We start from the raw sequence: 13,733 nt of genomic DNA, 5'->3' as shown, positions 1-13,733 counted from the left end.
CGTCATCTGGAACTTTCAGATGGTCCAGGGCTGGTTTAGCCTCGTGAGCGTTCCTGACGAGAGGGGTTCCTGTTGCGCATCTTCATTGCTGGTGGTTCCGGCGTGCTCGGGCGTGCACTCATTCCGCTGCTCAACGCGGCCGGGCATGAGGTGGCAGCCACAACCCGCTCCGAGGTCAGGGCGGCCCTCTTGAGCCGGCTCGGCGCGGCCCCGATCGTCGTTGATGCGCTCGACAGAGACGCCGTGTTGCAGGCGGTGGGCCAGGCAAGACCAGAGGTGATCGTGCATCTCCTGACGGATCTCGGCACGGGAAGCTCTGCAAGCAACGCGCGCTTGCGCATCGTGGGCACCCGCAATCTCGTCGACGCAGCCCGGCAGGCTGGTACGTCTCGGATGATCGCAGAGAGCATCTCCTGGGTCTACTCCTCTGGAGCCGAACTCGCCGGAGAGGCCGAGCCGCTCGATCCCGACCCCGCCGAACCCAGGCGTACGACGATCTCCGCGGTGAGGGCGCTCGAGTCTGCGGTCAGCGAGATCCCGGAGCATGTTGTGTTGCGGTTTGGTCAGCTCTATGGACCAGACACCTGGTACTCCCGCGACGGACGCTACGGACAGGACGCACGAGCCGGTCGCTTGCAGACCACCGAGACAGTGGCGTCCTTCATCCACACCGCCGATGCTGCCCACGCGGCCCTCCTCGCGCTGGGGTGGCCGAGCGGGATCTGGAACATCGTCGACGACGAGCCCGCGGCCGGGTACGAGTGGGCACCACTCTTCGCGGCCGCAGTCGGCGCACCCGAGCCGAACACCCCGGACTCCGGCAATATCGGTCGCCCCGTCTCGAACGCGCGCGCCCATGACACCGGTCTCGTTCTGCAGCACCCAAGCTGGCGCGAAGGTTTCAGCACTCTGTGAGGCCAGCATTCCGGCCCGGAACCTGGCGACAGGCCGTCATCACCTACACGGGAGTCCTGCCCGTCAGCCTGGTCCTCAACTTCGTCCGCCCCACTCACTGGCCACTGGCCACGACTGGTATTCGTCGTCTCCAACGCCGCCGTCCTCGTCGCAGCACTGAACTGGGCGTTATTGCCGGCGCCGCGTCAACAACGTCCTGGTCTCAGACGTCTAGCCCTTTGGCACGTACGCGTTCGTGAACGCGTCGCCGTCCAGCGGCTTCTCGAGCAGGTCCTGATCGCTCATGAACGTCGCCATCGTGGCCCACACGTCGGCGTCGTTCGTGAAGAGCGGCTGCCCCTCCTGCGCGGACAGGAACGGGATGGTCGCCTCGAGCGTCGCGAGCGCGTCGCTCTTCGCCTCGTCCGTGTAGAGGGTCGGGATGTACTCGGCGGCGATGTCGATCGACTCCTCCGGGTTGTCGATCACGTCCTGCGTGGCCAGGGCGAGGGCCTCGAGCACGGGGGTGATCGACGCATCGTCGCCCTCGATGATCGAGTCGGCGACCCCCAGGGACGGGCCGACGAGGGTCGGCGCATCCGCCGGCGCGATCTCGATCGTGCGAACCGGGAAGCCCGCCTTCTCGAACTGCACGGCGTCGTTGTTGATGTAGCCCATGACCCCATCGACCGCGCCCGTCGTGAGCGCCGCCTGCTGCGTGTAGCCGATGTACTCGATCTTCACGTCGTCCGCCGTCAGCCCGTTGCTCTGCAGCAGCGACAGCAGCGCGAAGTACGTCTGCCCGTAGGGGCCGGGCGTGCCGATGGTCTTGCCGCGCGCATCCTCGGCCGTCGTGATGTCGGAGTCCTCCGGCACGATGAGCGTCGCCGGGTACGTGTTGTAGAGCGTCGCCACCGAGGTGACGGGGATGTCGGCCGCCCGCGCCTGCGTGATCTCGTCGCCGCCCGCGTACACGAAGTCCTCCGTGCCGTTCGCGAGCGCACCGAAGAGGTCCTCGCCCTCGCCGTGGTGGCGCAGCTCCACGTTGACGCCCTTGTCGTCGAAGTAGCCCTTCGCCTCGGCCACATAGAACGGCACGAACTGGATGTTCGGGGTGTAGGTGAGGCCGATGGTCACGTCGCCCGCGGCCGCGGCGGGCGCCTCCGCGCCGTCGCCACCTGCCGAGGGGGAGCATCCGGCGAGCACGGCCACGGCTGCCACGGCGCCGGCCGCGATGACGGAGCGCACGGCCCGCGAGCGGAAGCCCGCGGTGGTTGGGCGAGTGTTCATGGGCGTCTCCAGATCGAGAGAGGTCGGTGCGAGGTCAGGCGGGGTGCGAGGTCAGGCGGGGTGCGAGGTCAGGCGGGTGTGAGGTCAGGCGGGTGTGAGGTCAGGCGGGGAGCGGTTCGTCGGCGAGCACGCGGGCGCGCCGCCTCGACTTGGGTTCGTCGTCGTTCCAGGTCACGGCGTTCTGGAACAGCCGCATGAGGATGTACAGGGCGACGGCGAGGAGCACGAGCATGAGCAGCGTGGAGAAGATGCCGGGGATGTCGTTGGCGTCGCGGTTGAGGGTGAGGAGCATGCCGAGCCCCCGCCCGCCCATCGTGAACTCGCCGACGACGGCACCCGTGATGGACAGCGTCACACCGGCGCGGATGCCGGCGAGCACGCTCGGCAGGGCGAGCGGCCCCTCGACCCACCACAGCAGCTGGTACCAGTTGGCGCCGTCGATGCGCCCCGCCTCGATGACGTCCTGCGGGAGCTGCCGCACGCCGAGCACGGTCGTGACGATCATCGGGAAGAAGGACATGATCGCGCAGAGCACGACCGTCGGGGCGAGGCCGTAGCCGATCCACAGCACGAGCAGGGGTGCGAGGGCGATGGCCGGGACGGCCTGCGACGCGGCGACGTACGGGGTGATCGCGACATCGACCCACGGGAGGCGCGCGATGAGGTAGCCGAGCGGCACGGCCACGAGGATCGCAAGGAGACTGCCGAGCAGGGCCGCCGAGAGCGTCACCCACGCGTGGCCCAGCATCGGTCCCTTCGTCACGTCGAGCCAGAAGCGCTCGGCGAGCTGGCCGGGAGCAGGGAGGAACTGCGGCGAGATGAGCCCCGCCGCTGTGACGAGCCACCACACGGCGAGCACACCGATCGCCACCGTGATCGGTGCGAGGAAGCGTGCTGACGTCGTGTTCATCTACCCGGCTTTCGTGGAAAGCTCCGGGGATGACGAGGCGCGTGGAGGTCGCCGAACTGGTCGGCGGATTCCACGAGCTGACGGTACGCCGAGGCGTGCCGTCACGTGCGCCTCCCTTCCGGACTTTCACCGTCGGTTCCGGAATTTCACCAGATCAGCCACTCCCTTGCGGGAGCAGGTCGCGGACTATAACCGCCGGCTCGGAATTACACCGACCCCGGAGCACGTGGACTCTGTCGCCAGAATACGACACGCCCCCGTGATGCGCGACATCGTGACGCTCCGCGACGAGCGAACAGCTCCAGGGAATGCCTGGACAGCAGCGCCGTCGCCCTTGTCACCGTTCTCTCGGGATGGTCTGCGCGCACGCGGATGGCTTGCAACACATCCCGAGGCGCGAAAGCCATCTCGAGACACGGCTATCCGGCGGCGGCCTGCGCCTCCGCGGTCTTCTTCGCGCTGCGGAGCTCGCTGGAGATCGCGGCTGCTGCGATGGGCTTCGCGAGGCCGAGGCGCTCGGCGATGCCGCCGGCGTCGAACTCCGCATCCACCGTCACGCGGGTGCTGGCTGGGGTGATCGCCTCGGTGCGCACCTCGGCGGCGAAGGACGCACGGCCCTCGACCGATTCCCAGCGAAGGCGCTTGCCCGGCTCGTTGACGACGACCTTCGCGTCGATCGAGCGTCGCTGCCCGACGAGCTCGACGTCCCACCGGATGAGGTCAGGGCCGAGCACCTCGACGTGCTTCACGATGCTGAGGACGCTCGGGAGCGACTCCGGCTCGGCGTAGAGGTTGAAGAGCACGTCGACGGGCACATCGATGTCGATGGATTCACTCACGAAGGTCATGCGATGAGCGTAGCCGTCGCACGCTACCGGTTCGCCGCGAGCGAGCCGGTCGTGGACGCCCCCGGCGTGGAGGCGAAGCAGCGGTAGCCGCGCAGCCCCGCGTCCCAGTCCGCCTGGTTCAGGGGGTAGCTGGCCTCGATGACGAGCCCGGGCACGGCCGCGGCCGCGGCGGTGTCGAGGACGTCGCTCGCCTGGCACGTGATCTGGGCGCGGTCCCTGAGCGCTTCCTCGCCCGGATACTCGGCGTCTGCGGACAGCGTCGTCGCCTCGACGTCGGCGAGCAGCTGCCCCGAGTGCTCGGCGTCGCAGTCGACGACATCGAACCTGGGCTCCCAGGGCGAGACGTAGTCGCGGATGCACTGGCCCGGCTCGAGCAGCGACGCGTCGGCGCCCGCGAGCGGCACCTCGGTGAGCGCGGGCCCGGCCGTATCCTCTGGCGGGACCTGACCGTCGCCGAACGGCTGGAGCCAGACTCCGAGCGCGGCCCCACCGAGGAGGAGGACCCCGATCAGCGCTGCGAGGACGCCGCGGTTGCGGCGCTTCGCGGCGCGCTCCACCTGCTGCTCGCGTGCTTGAGGCTGCTCGCGCGCCTCAGGCGTGGGGGTCGCTGCCATGGGGAGTGCCTAGGCGAGGCCCAGGTCTTCGAGGCCGATCGCGGCGCGGTACGGGTAGCCCGCGGCTTCGATGACGCCCTGCGCTTCCGTGGCGCGGTCGACGATGACGGCGACGCCGACGACCTTCGCGCCGACCTTCTCGAGGGCTTCGATGGCCTTGAGCGGCGAGCCGCCCGTGGTGGACGTGTCCTCGAGCACGACGACCCGCTTGCCTTCCAGGTCCGGCCCTTCCACCTGGCGGCCGCGGCCGTGGTCCTTCGGCTCCTTGCGCACGACGAACGCGTCGACGATCTTGCCCTGCGCGAGCCCCTGGTGCATGACGGCGCTCGCGAGCGGGTCTGCACCCATCGTGAGGCCGCCGACTGCATCCACCGGCGCGCCCGTGAGGGTCTCGAACTCTTCGATGACCTCGAGCAGCACGCGGCCGATGAGCGGCGAAGCGCGGTGGTCGAGGCTCAGCTTGCGGAGGTCGATGTAGTACGTCGCCTTCTTCCCGCTCGTGAGGGTGAAGTCGCCGTGGAACACGGCTTCGTCGCGGATGAGTTCGATGAGGGCGTCGCGGTCTGTCGTCACGGTCCTCAAGCCTAATCGCCCGAGGGGCCGGTCAGCGCGCTGAGAGCGAGTCCGCTGCGATGGCGTCGGCGATCGTGGCCCGCGGATGCGCGCGACGCCACTCCCGCAGGGCGGCGCCCGTCGGCAGCCCGTGTTCGTCGCGGCTCGCGGTCATACCGCCGCCACCGGAGGACGCGGGCCGGTGGTCGCCTGCCCCGGACGACGTGGTCGGGTCGAGTTCGCTGGTCTTCGTCACGGTGTTCGTCTTCATCACGCCTCCTCCGGCCAGCGCCTCGCTGGCCTTCGTTGTCTCGGGATGCTTCCGGTCCTGCGCGTCGAGCTGCCGCCAGCCCATCAATCCCCTCGGCCCGCTGTCAAGCGGCCAGTGCCGTCGATGGCCTGAACTCGCCCGTCTCCGCGACTCCCAGTGAACTCTGCGGATCCTGCGACGGCGGCGATCCCAGCGCCTTCAAGGCCGCCGAGCGCGCGCACGCTGTGAGATCACCGAGACGCCGAGACCCGGCCACCGAAACGACGGTGGCCGGGTCCCGGCGTTCGGCGGAGTTGTCGCCCTTCGCGCGGAATCAGCGGCTGAGGAACTCCAGCACGACCCGGTTCCACTCGTCGATGTGACTCACGTTGACGCCGTGGGGCGCATCCGCCACGACGTACAGCTCGGAGCCGGCGACGGCCTCGTTCGTGCGAGCTCCGGAGCCCTCGAAGGGCACGGTCGCGTCGCTGTCACCGTGGATGACGAGCGTCGGCACCTTCACGGCCTGCAGGTCGTCACGGAAGTCGGTGCTCGCGAACGCCGCCATGGCCTGCAGGGCGGCGGGCTTGAACGCCTGCTTGGTCAGCTCGATGGCCGCCTGGCGCTCCTGCTCGGAGACGACGAGCTTGTCGTCGACCGAGTAGAACGTGGTGATGAAGCCGTCGTAGAACGACTCCTGGTTGGCGGTGAGCGCGGCCGTCATCTTGGCGGCCTCTGCAGCTTCGAGGGGGCCGTCCGGGTTGCCGGCGGTCTTCAGCAGGTACGGCGGGACAGCGGATGCGAAGACGACGCTGTGCACGCGCTCGTCGCCGAACTTCGCGAGGTAGCGGGCCACTTCGCCGCCGCCCATGGAGAAGCCGACGAGGGTGACCTCGCGCAGGTCGAGGGCTTCGAGCACCGACTGCAGGTCGTCGGCGAAGCTGTCGTAGCTGTACCCCGTGAGGGGCTTGTCGCTGCGGCCGAAGCCGCGGCGGTCGTAGGTCACGACGCGGTGGCCGGCGGCCTCGAAGGCCGGCACCTGGTGGTTCCAGGCTTCACCCGAGAGCGGCCAACCGTGGATGAGGACAACGGGGCGACCGGTTCCGCCCGTGTCGTCGACGTGGAGCTTCGTTTCCGCGAGCAGGCCGTGGTGTGCGGTGATCTCAGTCATTGCGGTGCCTTCCCGCGCCGCGACTTGCGACGCATCGGGAATCATTCGGAGCCGGGCTTCGCATCGGATCGGTGGCTCGGAGGTTCGGAGGCAACGCTCAGACGTCGATCGTGAAGGCGAGGAGCTGGAACGGCGGCCGCCCGTCGCCGGGGTCGACGGTGCGCACGCGCGACTCGAGGATGGAGAAGCCGAGCCGCTCGTAGAGGCGGTGCGCTCGCACCATCTGCGGTCCGCTGTTCATGACCACGCGCCGCAGCCCGCGCTGTCGCGCGAGCTCGATGACGAGCCTGGTGAGGATCGCGCCGACCCCGCGCCCGCGAGCGCCGGGATCGACGGCGAGCAGCCGGAAGTCGAGCTCCTCGTCGCTCTCGGGCAGCGTCGTGAGGTGCTCCCCCGGCTTCGGCGTCACGACGGATCCGAGCAGCTCCCCGTCCCCCGCATCCACGGCGACCCACACCTGGTTGGCTTCGGCGCGCTCGGCGACGGAGACGATGTCGTCGCGGTAGTGGCCCGAGATCGTGTACTCGAGTTCGTAGGCGCGCAGCGAGAGGGCTGAGACGGCGTCGATCTCGTTCGGCCGCACGAGCCGCACCACGACGCCGGGGTCGAGCTGCAACGGCAGCCGGTAGTCGATGTGCGGGACGCGGGACGCGTCGGCGACCGCCTCCGTGTCGCTCGCGTCGTCGGCCCCGTTGGTGCGCCGATACCCCAGGCCCTCGTAGAGCGCCTGCGCGGCGAGGTTCTTGCCGCCCGTGTCGAGCACGAGCGCGGATGCGCCCCACCCGAGCGCCGTCTCGCTCGCCGCCTGCATGAGGCGCTTCGCGACGCCGAGCCGCTGCGCGGTAGGTGAGACGGCGAGGAGGCGCACCTCCGCTTCCTCCCCCGTGGCGAGGCGCGATGGGCCCGTGCCGGCGCGCGCGATGCTGAGCGTGCCCACGACCTCGGCGCCGTCGCGGCCGCCGGAACCGTCGCGTTCGGCGACGAGCACAGCACCGGCTGCGGCTCGTCCCTCGACGTCGCGCACGAAGCGTCGGCGCTCCTCGCCGACCTGCAGGTGCCCGTATGGCCCAGCGGCGAACGCGGCCTCGCTGACCCGGATGACCTCGGGCCAGTCGGCGGGCACCGCCTCGCGGACGTGGACCGTAGGGGGTCCAGCGCGCCTTGCGGGCTCTGGCCCGGCCGATGCCCCCTGCGTCGGCACGGGTGCGGTCTGCGTCATGCGGCGGATGCCCCGATCAGCTCGTCGCTCCAGAGCGTCGTGGGGAACTCCTCGCGGAGCGCTGGGATGACGGCAGTGGCGAAGTACTCGAGCTGGTCGAGCTGCTGCTCGTGCGGGAGCGTGGTGGGGAGGCTGATCGACTGCAGGTCGTGGTCGAAGGCGCCGTGGAAGCGGCCGATCTTGTCGATCACCTGCTGCGGGCTGCCGACGAGCGCCGGCCCCTCGGCGATGGCGTGGTCGATGTCTCGGAACACGGAGTTGTTGCCTGGCACGTTGGTGGCGGCGACGAGGGCCTCGTAGACGGGCCCGTACTGCTCCTTCGCCTCCTGGGAGGTCTCGGCGATGAAGAGCGAGCCCGCGCCCGCGCCGACGAACGCGGTGCGGGGGTCATGGCCGTGGCGCTCGAACTCGTCCCGGTAGTGGCGCACGAGCACCTCGTAGTTGCGCAGGGGCTGGATGGCGTTCGCCGAGAAGAGCGGGTCGCCCCACTTCGCCGCGAGGGCGGCCGAGGCGAGCGTCGTCGCCGAGCCGTGCCACACGCGAGGCGGTCCGGCGTACGGCCGTGGCAGAGTCGTGACCTTCGTGAGGGGACGCGTGAACTCGCTGCCTGGCCAGTCGAGCTCGGTCTCCCGCCACAGCTGCCGAAGCAGCGCGTACTTCTCTGCGAGCAGCTCCCACTGGTCGTCGATCTCGAGACCGAACAGCGGGAACTGGGCGACCTCGTTTCCTTTGCCGATGGTGATCTCGAGGCGGCCACGCGAGAGCTGGTCGATCGTCGCAAAGTCCTCGGCGACTCGAACGGGGTCGAGGATCGACAGCACGGTCACGCCCGTCTGGAGGCGGATCGTCGACGTCTGCGCCGCGATGGCCCCGAGGAGCACGCTCGGCGAGGACGACAGGAAGCGGCCAGCGTGGCGCTCCCCCACCGAGAAGGCGTCGAAGCCGAGCTCCTCAGCGCGCAGCGCGAACTCGAGGGTCTCGTGGAGCCGCTCGGACGGCGTCAGCTGCTCGCCCGTGACCGGGTTGGCGACGTACGGGACGATGTCGAGGACCTGGAACTTCACGCTGAGGCGCCCTCTGCGTGCTCGCCGGCCTTCGCGAGCGGCGTTTTCTCCCCGGCCTCGATGCCGACGGGGAGTCGGTTCTCGGCGGGAGGCAGCGGGCAGGTCGCGAAGACCGTGTACGCGCATGGCAGGTTCACGGCGCGGTTGAAGTCGACCGTGACGCGGCCATCCGCATCCGGCGCCGAGACCGACAGGGCACGGTTCGCGGCGTACGTCGTGAGGCCGCTCGTCGCATCCGTGAACAGGACGAGCAGCGATCCAGCCTCGTGCCCATTGAACGCGGTGAGCGAGAACTGCTCGCCGCGAAGCTCGAAGGTGGCCCTGCCCGGCGAGGAGTAGACGTGCTCGAGCCCCTCGACCGCCGCACCGACGGTGACATCGCGCGGCTCGTCGAACGCCTCGAATGTGCCCTGCGCGCGCCAGCGCGGGTTGGGGAGGTAGGTGGGGGTGCCCGAGTAGGCGGCCAGGTAGTCGTAGTCGGGGTCGCGGGGGCGCACGATCGTGAAGCCTCCCCGCTTGGCGATCTCGATGAGCACCCTGCCGGCGCGGGCGGTGACCCCGTCGCGCTCGGCGATGCACGGGAACCGGTGCAGCCGGGGCCCCTGCAGCAGGAGGCCGTCAGCCTCGAGGGTCTCGCCGTCGGCAAGATCGACGATCGCCTGCCCGTCCTCGAGCGACCAGGAACCGGGGATGCCGTCGATGGCCTGCGGATCCTCCGACAGGAAGTTCAGGCTGGTCACGGCTAGGAACCCGTGGCCATCGGTGCGCCGCTTCTCGTGCTCGACGTGCCACGCCTCCCAGTCGCGGTTGAACTGGGCGCGGTCGACGTCGCGGACAAGGGACGGGGAAGCCGAGATGCTCATGCCGGGATGGTAGGCAGACGCCGCCTGGAACCGTAAGACGGGGGCTGCGCCGGACTACTCAGGGCGTCACATTGTGCAAGGCGGGCGGTGCGTTTCAGGGGACACACCGGAAACACGACTGCAACACACTTCGTTCGTTCGCGTAACACCACCGCCGCGCAGGCGAAACAGCACGAGCGCACCATGAGTGCACCCCGACGCCCCACGTGCGTCCCTTGCAGAGAGGTCTACAACGATGGATCAAGGAAATACCGCATTCATCCTCTTCGCGGCGGCGCTCGTGCTGCTGATGACACCAGGACTGGCGTTCTTCTACGGAGGCCTGGTCAAGGCGAAGAGCGTGATCAGCATGATGATGATGAGCTTCGGAGCGATCGGCCTGATCGGCGTGCTCTGGGTGCTCTTCGGCTACTCGATCGCCTTCCCGGCGGCTGAGGGCCTGAGCCCGCTCTTCGCGATCGACCCGTCCGCGATGGGGCTCTCCAGCCTCCTCGAGGTGCCGGAAGACGCCGCCTACCCACCGCTCGCGTTCGCCGCCTTCCAGGCGACCTTCGCGATCATCACCGTCGCCCTCGTCTCCGGAGCCATCGCCGACCGCGCGAAGTTCGGCTCGTGGATGATCTTCGCCGGCATCTGGGCGACCGTCGTCTACTTCCCCGTCGCGAGCTGGGTCTTCAACTTCGGCCTCGCCGATGACGGCTCCTTCGCCTACGGCGGATGGACGACCTACGGCCTGCAGGAGACGTTCGGCCTCGGCGTCATCGACTTCGCCGGCGGCACGGCAGTGCACATCACGGCCGGCGCGGCAGCCCTCGCCCTCGCACTTGTCCTCGGCCGCCGCGTCGGCTTCGGCAAGGGAGCTCACGTCCCCCACAACCCGCCGTTCGTGCTCCTCGGCGCCGGCCTCCTCTGGTTCGGCTGGTTCGGCTTCAACGCCGGGTCCGAGCTCGCCGCTGACGGCGTCGCAGCCCTCGCCGTCGTCAACACGATCGCAGCCCCCGCGGCCGCGCTCCTCGCCTGGCTGGTCGTCGAGAAGATCCGCGACGGCAAGCCCACCTCGGTCGGCGCAGCATCCGGTGCCGTCGCGGGTCTGGTCGCCATCACCCCCGCCTGCGCATCCCTCGACCCCGTGTGGGCGATCGTCCTCGGCGTCATCGCCGGAGCCGTCTGCGCCATCGCGATCGACCTGAAGTTCAAGCTGGGGCTCGACGACTCGCTCGACGTCGTGGGCATCCACCTCGTCGGCGGCCTCATCGGAACCCTCTACCTTGGCTTCTTCGCCAACGGCACCGGCCTGTTCCTCGGTGGAGACGGCACGCAGCTCCTCGTGCAGGCCATCGCGGCCTTCGCCATCATGGCGTACTCCTTCGTCGGAGCCCTGGTCATCGGATTCATCATCCACAAGACCATCGGCTTCCGTGTGAAGGACGAGGACGAGATTGCCGGCCTCGACACCGTCTCGCACGGTGAGGCTGGCTACGTGCTCGAGGACACGCGCGTCTAGCGTCGCCCCGTTCACCGACCTCGAAGGTGGCGGCACAGTTCACAGACTGGCCGCCACCTTCTGGCCTTCCCCCACCAGGGCAGCGCCAACCCCAACTGAGCTACACGCAGATTGGACGCCGTTCGATGAAGATCGTCACGCCGCAGTCGCTGCCCCGGGAACGACTCGGCACCGACCTCCGCTCGGGAAGCGTGCACGAGATCTGGCGCGACCCGGACGACGAGGTCGACCCCAGGTGGAGCCTCTCCCTCGTCGACGTGAAGCGAAACGTGAAGTCGCTGCACCGGCCCGAGGGAACGGTCGACCACTGGCTCGGCATCAGCGGGCCGCAGCTGCGACTCGTGGATGGGACACGTCAGGAGAAGGTGCGTGCCGACCACCAGATCGTGGTCGAGTCGACGACGCCGCTCCTCCTGCTGCGCAGCTCCATCGGACGCGCGAAGAGCACCCGGCTGCTGCGGGTGACCCGCAAGTCGGAGATGCAGCCCATCATCCTCGGCCGCGTGTTCGTGAGCGACCCCGTCGAGTTCGACCCGGACGTGCGCGCCATCTACCTCATCAGCGGACGCCTCCGCGTCGCCGACACCGATCTTGCCGAGGGCGAGGCGGCGATCTTCGACGAGACCGTCCCCCCGGTGATGCACTCGGATGGCGCCTTCGTCGCGACCATGGCGATCCCCTGCGTCGAGGTGCCCCAGGGCTCGTGACCGGGCTGTGACAGGTACGCGCTTGATCGTGCCGAACCGTTATCGCAAACGTCGCCGCGCATCTGCTCGCTCCCCATACGGTGGTGAGCGACAGCTGGCAGAGAGCCGGCAGACGGGGAGCATCAATGCGCGTCGACTTCTTCCGTCTGGCATCCCTCGTCGCTGGGCTCGCAATCGCCCCACTAGCGCTCAGCGGTTGCACGGCGCTCGATACTGCACAGGAGGCAGAGCCCAGCCCGACCGCGACGCTCGTCGCGGAGTACACGATCGAGCCCGCGCTTGAGCTGACTCGCGAAGAGGCGATCAGCAAGTGCGTGACCGCGATCAAAGACAAGTACGCCGGGCCGATCTTCGGTAGCGACCCGGAGGTGTCTTCCTACGAGGCGATCTTCGGACACCTCGCGCCTCAGGTGCACCAGGACGGAATGAATTGGGTGGTCTCCTACTCAGGCGCAGAAGCGTTCTCCCTGAAATGCACGACACAAGGCGATCAGGTCAAGATCTCACTCCCCGGCAACTGAGCCCGCATTCCGCTCCCCGTTCGACGCATTCTCGCGTCCCTCCGCGGTTGCTCTGAAACCCCTACGGGGCGTAGAGCACGGCGTAGCCGGCGACCTCGCGTGCGTACTCGGCCGGGAGGTTGTAGGCGGAGATCGCGGTGTTCCAGCCGTCATCGCTCGTGAGCTCGCCACCCCGCTCGCAGAGGTAGGCGGCCGCCGTCTGCACGGCGTCGTCGATGTGGTGCGGGTCGGCGACACCGTCGAAGTTCGCGTCCTGCCCAAACTTCGCCCACGTCTCCGGGATGAACTGCATGGGGCCGACGGCGCGGTCCCATTCCGTGTCCTCGTCGAGGGCACCGCCGTCGGTGTCCGGGATGGCGAGGAACCCTGCGCTGCCATCGAGCGGCACGCCGATGATGCGCGGCTCGACCTGGCCAGAATCCAGTACCTGAGACCCGCCGTACGTGCCGTGTCGGGACTCGACGGCCCCGATGCCCGCGAGGGTGTTCCAGCCGATGCCGCACTCCGGACGTGTCTCCGAGACGCGGATCGCGGCTCCCGCGTACGCCGAGAGCGCCCTGGTCGGGATGCCCGTCGCCTCCGAGGTCGCCTGCACCCAGGCCGGAGCTGCGAGCTCGGCGAGCGGCACATCCCAGATCCCGTACCCCGCCGACTCGGGCAGGGCCTGCGCAGGCGCCGCCGGGTAGCCCTCGGCCGCGGGGTCGAGTTCCGGCTCCGTCTGCACCTGAGCCTCCCCGCTGCCGACCTCGTCCTCGCCGTAGGCGGGTGAGAAGAAGGACCCGGCGCATCCCGTCAGCAGCGAAGCGGACGCGACGCCGACCCCAGGAAGGGCCAGCATCATCGCCTCGTCTGCCAGCACCCCCGCTCGCACCCGTCTGCTCATGACCCTGGGTGTCGGCGGCGGGCTGGGGCCGAAAGGCTCAGCGTACGTGCGACCACGGACACCCGACTGGATGCGCGCCGAACGCGCTCAGGCGCGTTCGGCTTCTTCGGCCAGCCCAGCCTTCTTCTCCGGCACGAGCTTCAGCCCGATGACGGCCAGGATGATGCCGGAGATGAACACGGCCTTCCACGGAGAGAACGCTTCGTCGCCCGTCGCCATCGCGTAGATGACGGTGAGCGCCGCCCCGATGCCGACCCACACGGCGTAGGCGGTGCCGATCGGGATGCGAGCCGCGGCCCACCCGAGGCCCAGCATGCTGAGCACGACCCCGACGAAGAAGACGATCGTCGGGCCGGGCTGCGTAAACCCGTCCGACTGGCCGAGGGCGGTGGCCCAGACGGCTTCGAGGATGCCGCTGATGACAAGCGCGATCCACGCCATGG

Annotated in this window: 16 protein-coding genes and 1 riboswitch; of the genes, 4 read left to right on the top strand and 12 right to left on the bottom strand. The window is 69.2% G+C overall.

Annotated elements, in window-relative coordinates:
* The first annotated feature begins 72 nt into the window (after positions 1-72).
* On the top strand, positions 73-915 hold the full coding sequence (locus C5E05_RS12770) for an NAD(P)-dependent oxidoreductase (RefSeq protein WP_104240036.1): 843 nt from the start codon (positions 73-75) through the stop codon (positions 913-915).
* Between the two features lie 210 nt (positions 916-1,125).
* Here C5E05_RS12770 and C5E05_RS12765 read toward each other — a convergent pair whose 3' ends face one another.
* The 10 genes from C5E05_RS12765 to C5E05_RS12720 form a co-directional block, all read right to left on the bottom strand.
* A complete protein-coding gene (locus C5E05_RS12765) occupies positions 1,126-2,184 on the bottom strand; it encodes an ABC transporter substrate-binding protein (protein ID WP_104240035.1) in 1,059 nt (352 codons plus the stop codon).
* 100 nt (positions 2,185-2,284) lie between these two features.
* Positions 2,285-3,094: an ABC transporter permease gene (locus C5E05_RS12760; RefSeq protein WP_104240034.1), complete on the bottom strand. Its 810-nt coding sequence runs from the start codon at positions 3,092-3,094 to the stop codon at positions 2,285-2,287.
* Positions 3,095-3,196: 102 nt separating this feature from the next.
* Positions 3,197-3,323, bottom strand: a riboswitch (FMN riboswitch).
* Between the two features lie 190 nt (positions 3,324-3,513).
* A complete protein-coding gene (locus C5E05_RS12755; protein ID WP_104305733.1) occupies positions 3,514-3,942 on the bottom strand; it encodes an SRPBCC family protein in 429 nt (142 codons plus the stop codon).
* Positions 3,943-3,965: 23 nt separating this feature from the next.
* Positions 3,966-4,556 (bottom strand): septum formation family protein, encoded by a 591-nt coding sequence (locus C5E05_RS12750; RefSeq protein WP_104342134.1) that lies wholly within the window; start codon positions 4,554-4,556, stop codon positions 3,966-3,968.
* Between the two features lie 9 nt (positions 4,557-4,565).
* The gene (gene pyrE, locus C5E05_RS12745) at positions 4,566-5,129 is read right to left on the bottom strand and encodes an orotate phosphoribosyltransferase (RefSeq protein WP_104240031.1); all 564 of its coding nucleotides are present in this window, start codon (positions 5,127-5,129) and stop codon (positions 4,566-4,568) included.
* A 31-nt stretch (positions 5,130-5,160) separates the two neighbouring features.
* Positions 5,161-5,379, bottom strand: a complete 219-nt coding sequence (locus C5E05_RS12740) for a hypothetical protein (protein ID WP_104305730.1) — start codon at positions 5,377-5,379, stop codon at positions 5,161-5,163.
* Between the two features lie 313 nt (positions 5,380-5,692).
* Entirely contained in the window at positions 5,693-6,529 is an 837-nt protein-coding gene (locus C5E05_RS12735) for an alpha/beta fold hydrolase (protein WP_104342133.1), read from the bottom strand.
* A gap of 97 nt (positions 6,530-6,626) precedes the next feature.
* Positions 6,627-7,748 (bottom strand): GNAT family N-acetyltransferase, encoded by a 1,122-nt coding sequence (locus C5E05_RS12730; protein ID WP_104342132.1) that lies wholly within the window; start codon positions 7,746-7,748, stop codon positions 6,627-6,629.
* A complete protein-coding gene (locus C5E05_RS12725) occupies positions 7,745-8,812 on the bottom strand; it encodes an LLM class flavin-dependent oxidoreductase (RefSeq protein WP_104342131.1) in 1,068 nt (355 codons plus the stop codon). Before C5E05_RS12725 ends, C5E05_RS12730 begins: the two co-directional genes overlap by 4 nt.
* A complete protein-coding gene (locus C5E05_RS12720) occupies positions 8,809-9,675 on the bottom strand; it encodes a DUF1684 domain-containing protein (protein WP_104342130.1) in 867 nt (288 codons plus the stop codon). The genes C5E05_RS12725 and C5E05_RS12720 overlap by 4 nt, the downstream gene beginning before the upstream one ends.
* Positions 9,676-9,910: 235 nt before the next feature.
* On the opposite strand from C5E05_RS12720, the gene C5E05_RS12715 reads away from it, so the two are divergent.
* From C5E05_RS12715 to C5E05_RS12705, 3 genes are all read left to right on the top strand, one after another.
* Entirely contained in the window at positions 9,911-11,179 is a 1,269-nt protein-coding gene (locus C5E05_RS12715; RefSeq protein ID WP_104342129.1) for an ammonium transporter, read from the top strand.
* 125 nt (positions 11,180-11,304) lie between these two features.
* Entirely contained in the window at positions 11,305-11,886 is a 582-nt protein-coding gene (locus C5E05_RS12710) for a hypothetical protein (protein ID WP_104240024.1), read from the top strand.
* Between the two features lie 125 nt (positions 11,887-12,011).
* Positions 12,012-12,407, top strand: coding sequence for a hypothetical protein (locus C5E05_RS12705; RefSeq protein ID WP_104240023.1), 396 nt, complete (start codon positions 12,012-12,014; stop codon positions 12,405-12,407).
* A gap of 61 nt (positions 12,408-12,468) precedes the next feature.
* Here the strand turns inward: C5E05_RS12705 and C5E05_RS12700 are convergent, their stop codons facing one another.
* On the bottom strand, positions 12,469-13,290 hold the full coding sequence (locus C5E05_RS12700; RefSeq protein ID WP_258064862.1) for a lytic transglycosylase domain-containing protein: 822 nt from the start codon (positions 13,288-13,290) through the stop codon (positions 12,469-12,471).
* 87 nt (positions 13,291-13,377) lie between these two features.
* On the bottom strand, positions 13,378-13,731 hold the full coding sequence (locus C5E05_RS12695; RefSeq protein ID WP_104240022.1) for a multidrug efflux SMR transporter: 354 nt from the start codon (positions 13,729-13,731) through the stop codon (positions 13,378-13,380).
* Between the last annotated feature and the right edge of the window lie 2 nt (positions 13,732-13,733).

Origin of the sequence: Pseudoclavibacter sp. AY1H1, assembly GCF_002931055.1 — a bacterium.
Lineage (GTDB): Bacteria > Actinomycetota > Actinomycetes > Actinomycetales > Microbacteriaceae > Pseudoclavibacter.
The sequence above is the reverse complement of the archived record's forward strand: the minus strand, read 5'-3'. Positions and strand labels throughout refer to the sequence as shown.